The 7346-nt window shown below is 69.0% G+C and carries 7 protein-coding genes and 1 pseudogene; 7 read left to right on the top strand and 1 reads right to left on the bottom strand.

Features of this window, described 5'->3' with window-relative positions; translation table 11 throughout:
• The first annotated feature begins 151 nt into the window (after positions 1-151).
• The 6 genes and pseudogenes from ACFWY6_RS43000 to ACFWY6_RS42975 all read left to right on the top strand — a co-directional run.
• Positions 152-376 (top strand): hypothetical protein, encoded by a 225-nt coding sequence (locus ACFWY6_RS43000; protein WP_384702620.1) that lies wholly within the window; start codon positions 152-154, stop codon positions 374-376.
• Positions 377-456: 80 nt separating this feature from the next.
• On the top strand, positions 457-741 hold the full coding sequence (locus tag ACFWY6_RS42995) for a hypothetical protein (RefSeq protein ID WP_384702626.1): 285 nt from the start codon (positions 457-459) through the stop codon (positions 739-741).
• Between the two features lie 89 nt (positions 742-830).
• Positions 831-1712, top strand: coding sequence for a DNA primase (locus tag ACFWY6_RS42990; protein WP_384702617.1), 882 nt, complete (start codon positions 831-833; stop codon positions 1710-1712).
• 2 nt (positions 1713-1714) lie between these two features.
• Positions 1715-3190 (top strand): ATP-binding protein, encoded by a 1476-nt coding sequence (locus ACFWY6_RS42985; protein WP_384702623.1) that lies wholly within the window; start codon positions 1715-1717, stop codon positions 3188-3190.
• A 601-nt stretch (positions 3191-3791) separates the two neighbouring features.
• Complete coding sequence (locus tag ACFWY6_RS42980) at positions 3792-4037, top strand: helix-turn-helix domain-containing protein (protein ID WP_384702614.1); 246 nt, start codon at positions 3792-3794, stop codon at positions 4035-4037.
• Positions 4038-4112: 75 nt separating this feature from the next.
• Positions 4113-5324 (top strand): annotated as a pseudogene (locus ACFWY6_RS42975) (tyrosine-type recombinase/integrase); the annotation flags it as partial.
• A gap of 537 nt (positions 5325-5861) precedes the next feature.
• Here the strand turns inward: ACFWY6_RS42975 and ACFWY6_RS42970 are convergent.
• Positions 5862-6716 carry an endonuclease/exonuclease/phosphatase family protein gene (locus ACFWY6_RS42970; protein ID WP_384702611.1) on the bottom strand — a complete coding sequence of 285 codons (855 nt, stop codon included), beginning with the start codon at positions 6714-6716 and terminating at the stop codon, positions 5862-5864.
• 148 nt (positions 6717-6864) lie between these two features.
• On the opposite strand from ACFWY6_RS42970, the gene ACFWY6_RS42965 reads away from it, so the two are divergent.
• On the top strand, positions 6865-7326 hold the full coding sequence (locus ACFWY6_RS42965; RefSeq protein ID WP_384702608.1) for a hypothetical protein: 462 nt from the start codon (positions 6865-6867) through the stop codon (positions 7324-7326).
• The last annotated feature ends 20 nt before the right edge of the window (positions 7327-7346 follow it).

Below are 7346 nucleotides of genomic sequence, written 5' to 3'. Positions count from 1 at the left end.
GCCCGCGCCCCCCCCCCCCCCCCCGGGATCGGCCCCCCCCGGGGGCGTCCGTTGGGTTTCCCCCCCGCCCTGGGGGGGGGCCCACCCCGGGACAGGCCGACCGGCCCCGCACGCCACCCCATCGCGATGCTCTCAACTCGGAGGCTTCACCGTGCTGTTAGGCAGGCGCCACCCCACCCACTACGAGATCAGCATCACCCCAGTCACCCCGCACCGAGCCCGCCGGCCCTCATGGCTTGGGGCCCTGATCACCCTGCTCGTGCTCGCCGTCGCAGCCCTCATCGGGCAGCGCGACGACAGCGGCAACACCACACCCCGGCCCGAACGCACACAGATCACCGATGTCCGCACCGACACCCAGGAGGCCCGCCCATGAGTGCTGCTCTGTGGCCCGTCGTCGCCCGCATCACCGCCGCGCTGGACGCCAAGCTGCACGCCGCCGAAGGACACCCGCTGATGGCCCGTCTGCGTATCGAGCGCACCGCCTGTCCCCGGCCCGCGCTCGTGCTGACCGACACGCCCCGGCCCGACTGCCCCGACTGCGGTGGCGACGGCGGCACGGCCTACGACCACGGCGACCCCGAGACCGGCGAGTACGCCGGAACCGAGTGGGAGTCCTGCACCTGCTGGAACCAACAGCGCTGCTGGGTCCTGCTGCCGCTGCCGCGCCGCCGGTGGCGCCCGCGCCGTCACCCGGACCCGTGGGCCGCCAACGGCTACAGCGACGAACCGCCCTTCTAGAGGTGCCCGGGGCGGTCGCCACATCTCGCCAAAGACTCACGGCCGCCCCGGCTCTCCCCGTCCTCAGCACAGAAGAGGAGACCCCCAGCATGACCCCTTCCACCCCGCCCCGGCGAGACCACCTCAGACCACAGCCGACCGGGCATCTGGCCACCGCGCTCGCGCTCGCGTCCAAGGGCGTGCCCGTGCTGCCGCTGCGTGTGGGCAAGGCTCCCTTCAACAACTGCCCGGCCTGTGTGAAGAACGCGTGCGGTGGCCGCCCGAACATGAAGCAGGCCGGTCCCTGCGCCTGCCCGCGCCCCTGCCACGCCTGGGCCGCCGCGACCACCAACCCGGAACTTCTCCGGTCCGCGGCGTGGGCGAGCGCATGGCGGCGGGCCGCCGCGGTGGCCTACCACCCCGCCGGCGTCCGCCTCACCGTCGTCGACCTCGACCACGCCGACGCCATCACCTGGGCCCACTCCCGTCTGCCGCCCACCCGCACCGTGCCCACCACACGCGGCCAACACTGGATCTACCTGGGCACCGTGCCTTCCACAAACGGTGTACGGCCCGGCGTCGACATCAAGTCCCGCATGTCATACGCCCGCTGGCTCGGCCCCGGCACCGGCCGCCTCACCGCCCTGCCGGAGGTGATCCGGGCGCTCGCCGTGAAACCCGCCCCGGCCCGACCCGTGCCCGAGACCGCTACCGCGCCTGCCCCGCACGGAGGCGGGAGCTGCCCGCACCGCACGCCCGCCTACCTGGCTCGCGGCATCGCCATGGCGGAGCAGAGCATCACCGATGCGACCAGCTGTGTGCACAACGCCGTCTACCGCACGTTCCTGGCCGTGCTCTCCACGCACGGCCGGTGCGGCTGCCTCACCGACGCCCACATCGCGCGCCTGTTCACCGCCGCGCAGGCCAAGGGCGAATCCGTGAGGCACTGCACGGACGCGTGGGCCAACGCCCGTTCCGCGTTGGGGCTGTGAGCGTGTCCGACGACGAGAAGGACCCGGCCCGCAAGGTCATCACCGACTACGCGCAGAGCCACTTCCGGTACTTCCGCACGGTCGACGGCACCGTGTACGCCCAGCGCACCGGCCACCCCGTGGCCCGCCCGATCCGCTCCCAGGGCACCACCGGGAGCCACCGCCAAGAACTCATGGTCGGCCTCTTCCGTGACGGGGTCGGCGTCTTCAACGGAACTGCCTTGAAGGAGGCGTTGGACTTGATCGAAGCACTCGCGCTGACCGAGCAGGTACAGCCCACGAACATCCGTGTCGCCCCCGGCTTCGACGGCGCCACCTGGCTCGACCTGGGCCGCGACGACGGGCAGTCCGTGCGCATCCACCCCACCGGCTGGGACATCCGCGTCCCCGACCCCGAAGAGGTCTGCTGGCGGCGCACCCAGCTCACCGGCGAACTCCCCCTTCCCGCCAAGGACACAGGCGGCAAAGGCCTGGATCTGCTGCTGCGGCTGTGCAACTTCGCCGACGCCCAGACCGAGTGCCTGGCCGTCGCCTGGCTCATCGGCTGCCTCGAACCGTCCGTCCCAGTACCGGCGCCGTTCCTGACCGGTCCGCAGGGCGCGGGCAAGTCGACCGCCGGGCGGATGCTCATCCGCATCATCGAGGGGATGAGCAGCGACCTGCGGCGTCCCCCGAAGGACGAAGAGAACATGATCACGGCCGTGGCCGCCGGATGGATCACCGCCCTGGACAACCTCTCCCACCTGGCCCCGGACCTGTCCGACCTCATGTGCTGCGTCATCACCGGAGCCGAGAGCATCAAGCGCGCGCTGTTCACCGACGGCGACGTCGTGCGCTCCCGCTACCGCCGCCCAGTGCTGCTCACCGGCATCGACGTCGGCATCATCCGCCCCGACCTCGCCGAACGCCTCCTCACCCTGCGCCTGGAACGCCCCCGAGTGCGGCGCACCGAGGCCGAACTGTGGGCGGAGTACGCCGAGATCCTGCCCGCCGTCCTCGGCTCGCTCCTGGATCTCACCGTCAAGGTCCGCGCGGCCGAAGCGGAAACCCCCACCGATCTGCGCATGGCCGACTTCGCGCACCTGTGCGCGCAGCTCGACACGGCTATGAGCTTCGGAACCCTGGCCGCCTACCGGGCCAGCCTGGACGACCTGAACGACGACGTCATCGAAGGTGACCTGCTGGCGCAGACCGTCCTTCAGCACGCCGCCGAACTCGCCCCCGGCGAAGAGGTACGGATGACGTCAGCCGAGTGGCTGCACTGCCTCACTACCCTCTACAGCGGCGAAGAATGCCGCCCCCTGCCCAAGGGCTGGCCCACCACCGGCAAGGTGCTCTCCGACCGGCTCCGGCGCATCCAGCCCACCCTGGCCGCCCGGGGCGTCCTGGTCGAATGGGGCCGCACCAGCGCCGCCCGCTACATCGAGCTCACCCGCCAGACCCCGCCCCCGCCGCACGCGCAGCAGAGCGCGTTCTGACCACCCGCACAGGCGGGAAAGCAAGAGGAGCACGCCGCGCCCGGGGTGCTCCTCTTGCTGTTCGGCGGCGCCAGCCGCCCTGCACAGGTCGCGCCGCGAAGCGGCCCGTTCTTCAAGTCCTGAGCGGCGACGTACGACCACAGAAACCACCCCTGTCTTTTTCCTAAGTAGGGAAGATCTGCGTCACTGCGTCACCACGCCCCCGACAGACGGCTGCTGACCAGCACAGACAACGGTGACGCAGACGGCGAATCCTGCGTCACTACCGCGTCACCCGCGTCACTTCATGACGAGAGCCCGTGTCACAGGTGACGCAGGGCCCGACCTGTTGCGTCACTGAAACCCACAGGTCAGAGGCCTGATTGACGCAGGTGACGCGATGACGCAGAAATCCGCACCTAGGACACACGCACGCTCCGCAGCGTCGGCATGCCGGCCACCCCCGATAGGTGCCGCCTCGCCCGCGCGTGGCGGCACCTATCCGCAACAAAACCGCCATCCGCCACAAACCCAAGCCGCTGACCAGCAATGTTGCGGCGTGGCGGATGTTGCGGATTCCCAGAGAGAGCCCGGCTACAACGGAACGACGGAGGACGCCCTTATGAGCACGCCCTCGCGTACGCCGAACAACCCGCGCGACACCCTGCGGGCGGGACTGCCCGACCGCTATCTCACTCCCGACGACATCGCCACGATCTTCAAGGTGCCGCTCGAAACCGTCTACCAGTGGCGCAAGAAGCGCACCGGCCCGCCCGGCTTCCGTATCGGCAAGCACGTGCGCTACGACCCCACCGACGTCCGCGCCTTCGTCATTCAACAGCGGCTCGCCGAGGCTGACGCGGCGTAGCCCCCGCCCTCTCCATTCCCCAGGGAAGGCCACTTCGGTGGCCTTCCCTTCTGCATGAGGAGACTCAGTCACCACATGTCCGGCCACGTCCAAGACCGCTGGTACAAGACCGAATCCGGCGCCGACGGCAAGAACGTACGGGTCAAGACCGACCGCCACGGAACCGGACAGCGCTACCGCGCCCGCTACATAGCCCCCGACGGCTCCGAGAAGTCCAAGAGCTTCCCCGACGGGCAGAAGCGTCTCGCCGAGAAATGGCTCACCGACCTCGCGTCCGACATGTCGCGCGGCAACTACATCGATCCGCGTGCGGCTCGGATCACCTTCAAGAGCTACGCCGAGAAATGGCTCCAGGCTCACACGGCCGATGTGTCAAGCCAGATCGCGACCGAGCAGCGGCTGCGCCTGCATGCATTCCCCATCCTCGGCTCGCGCCCGCTCGACTCGTTCCGCCCGGAACACATCCGAAAGCTCGTCAGCGCCCTGGCCAGCAACCTCGCCGTAAGCAGTGGTTACGCGCGCAACATCTACGGCGATGTGCGAGCCGTCCTCAGCGCGGCCGTGGACGACGGCCTGCTGCCCCGAAATCCATGCTCCGCTCGATCCGTCCGCCCGCCGTCGGGCGAACGGCGGCGCGTCGTGCCGTGGCTGCCTTCGCAGGTGTCTGCGGTACGCGCTGCGCTTTCCGAGAGATACCGGGCCATGGTGGACCCGGGCAGCGGGTGCGGCCTTAGGCAAGGGGAAATCGTGGGGCTCGCAGAGGATGCATTCGACTTTGAGGCCGACACCCTACGAGTGATCCGGCAGGTAAAACTGGTCCGGGGCACGGCTGTGTTCGCACCCCCGAAGGGCAACAAAGAACGGGACGTGCCGCTGCCACGGTCGGTCGCCGAATCCGCGCGCGCCCACATGAGCTCGTTCAAACCGGTCGAGATCGCACTCCCCTGGCGCACGCCGGACGGTCCCTTGGTGTCCGCCCGCCTGCTGTTCACCAACGCGGCCGGCGGGATCGTGTGGCGCAGCAACTTCAACATCCAGGAGTGGAAGCCCGCGCTTGCCGCGGCTGGCCTCATCCCGGAAGCCGACGCCGACGGCAAGTATCAATCGGCCCGCGAGCACGGCATGCACGCGCTGAGGCACTTCTACGCGTCCGTCCTGCTGGACGCCGGAGTGAGCGTCAAGGCCGTCAGCCAGCACTTGGGGCACTCCGACCCCGGCTTGACGCTCCGGGTGTACGCACACCTGATGCCCAGCAGCGACGACCGGACCCGCGCGGCCATCGAGAGGACCTCACCCATGCCGCTCGCCTACGACGTACAGAGCCCACTGGGCATCCCGTCCGACGCATTCCACGATGGCGTGGCCGTCTTCCATGTCCATGGCGCCCGTTACGACGGTCAGTGGCTCCTTGGAGCGATGACCACAGCGAAGGGGCCGACGTTCGGCGAGATCATGACGGCAGCAAGCACCAACCCCGACCACGCGGTCGACACGGCCGATGCCTGGATCCGCGAGTACTGCGACAGCCACGGCCTGGAACTCCTGAGGGCCGAGAACCTCAACGAGAGGTTCCCGGCAGACCAACGGCCGTACCAGGCGCTTGCCCGGTTCTTCGTCGCTCACGTTCCTAAGAGCGCTGCGGAATGGTCCGGCTTGGAGGGTTGATCCTGCTCTGACGGCCCAGATACGGCCCAGGCCGACGAAGACGGCCCCCGGCCAACGCCAAAAGCGCAGGTGGGGGGCCATTTGGTACCGGATTTACGCGAGTTCTCCGGGTACAGGCATGGTGAATCCAGTGTCTCAGACGGCGGGGGCCCGGCCAGATCACGGCCGCTGCTTCGGCCCCACGTCGGCGTGGAGCAGGCTGTGGTCCGAGTACCGGGTGGGATGCACACCGTGTTCGAGCCGGTCGAAGCCCCGCAGGAAGACGTAGTCGAACTTGGTGTGCCAATCGGTGGTCGTCTCGCAGATACCGGTGGCCGAGGGACCGCACTCGGGGTCCGCGTCCGCGGCCAGGCCCCACATCCCGGTCAGCTCGGCGGCAGCCGGCACCGCGTTGAAGTCGCCGAGCACGATCGCACGGTCGTGCCGGGCGACCTCCGCCGCCAGGACGCCGACCTGCTCGGCCCGGACCGCTTCTTGGTGCCGATGAGCCAGGTGCGTGTTGAAGACCCGGACAGGCCGGCCGTCCACGAGGGTGGTGACGGCCATGTACCCGCGGTCCTCGGATCCGCCGTCGGCGTATTCCACATTTGTACGGTCCGTCATCGGCGCCGCCGAGAGTATCGCCTGGCCGAAGCCGCCCGGACTCCACGGCAGTCCCCCGCAGCGGCCCCAGTCGCGCAGAACCGACCCGTACTCGACGTGGTAGACCAGCCCGTACTGGTACTGCAGATGATCCCGGATGCTCTCGACGTCCCGGACACACGCTTCCTGCAGGCCGACGACCTGGGGCGCGTACGTGGCGATCTCCGCCGCCCGGCCGACGTTCTGCCCGGTCGCGTTGCAGGGATTGCAGATGTTCCACGTCATGACCCGGTTCGGTACGACCTCTTCGGGGGCGCCGGCCGGCAGTGGCCTGGCGATGTGCGCACCGTTCGGTGCACTGGGGCCGAGGAACGCCGCGCAGGTCACGATCATGGCGCCCGCGAGTAACCGCGCCCCGGTTCCGCTCACCATCGCCTCCTCGGAGTGGAGACACAGGCAGCATGTGAGGTCTCCTGAAACGAGGCTATGCCAGGACTGCGACCAAACCGCTGTCATGATCCTGCCATTGATCACTACAGTCTCCCCTGACAACATCAACTCCGCTGGAGGTAATCAGCACGTGTTGAATCAAACGGGGAAGGCGCTTCTGATCGGCGCCACCGCAGCGCTCGCCGTCACGACCGCCGCACCGGCCAACGCCCAGACCGGGGCCCAGGCCGCCGCGAGCGTGAGCAAGCACCAAGAGGTGCGCTGCGTGAAGCAGAGCGGCAGGACCTGCGTGTACTCGGTCTCCTTCTTCTACTGGAACAAGAAGGGTGCCACCAAGCGTGGCCTGAACTATGTCCAGACGGCCAGGTCGCCGTACAAGGCGGGCAAGGCCCGCTGGCTGTACAAGCAGCCGGGCGGCTCGACCCACGTCGGCAAGAGCTGGCGCACGGCCCACTCGGTCCCGCACGGCAACGCCGCCGAGGTCGAGTGGGGCAAGCCCGGGGCCACCGCGGGGCCCAAGCTCCGCAAGGGCACGCTGGTCTGCGTGCAGTGGAAGAACCTCTCGCAGAAGGCATGCCACAAGCTGAAGTAAGCGGCATACGAAACTGAAGC

The organism is Streptomyces sp. NPDC059037 (assembly GCF_042740015.1).
In the GTDB taxonomy this organism is placed as follows: domain Bacteria; phylum Actinomycetota; class Actinomycetes; order Streptomycetales; family Streptomycetaceae; genus Streptomyces.
This window is presented reverse-complemented; position numbering and strand designations above follow the sequence as displayed.

Bases quoted from the DNA above. Each gene is read 5' to 3' on its own strand.
- ACFWY6_RS42995 (WP_384702626.1), top strand. From the start codon at position 457: ATGGCCCGTCTGCGTATCGAGCGCACCGCCTGTCCCCGGCCCGCGCTC.
- ACFWY6_RS42990 (WP_384702617.1), top strand. From the start codon at position 831: ATGACCCCTTCCACCCCGCCCCGGCGAGACCACCTCAGACCACAGCCG.
- ACFWY6_RS42980 (WP_384702614.1), top strand. From the start codon at position 3,792: ATGAGCACGCCCTCGCGTACGCCGAACAACCCGCGCGACACCCTGCGG.
- ACFWY6_RS42970 (WP_384702611.1), bottom strand. From the start codon at position 6,716: ATGGTGAGCGGAACCGGGGCGCGGTTACTCGCGGGCGCCATGATCGTG.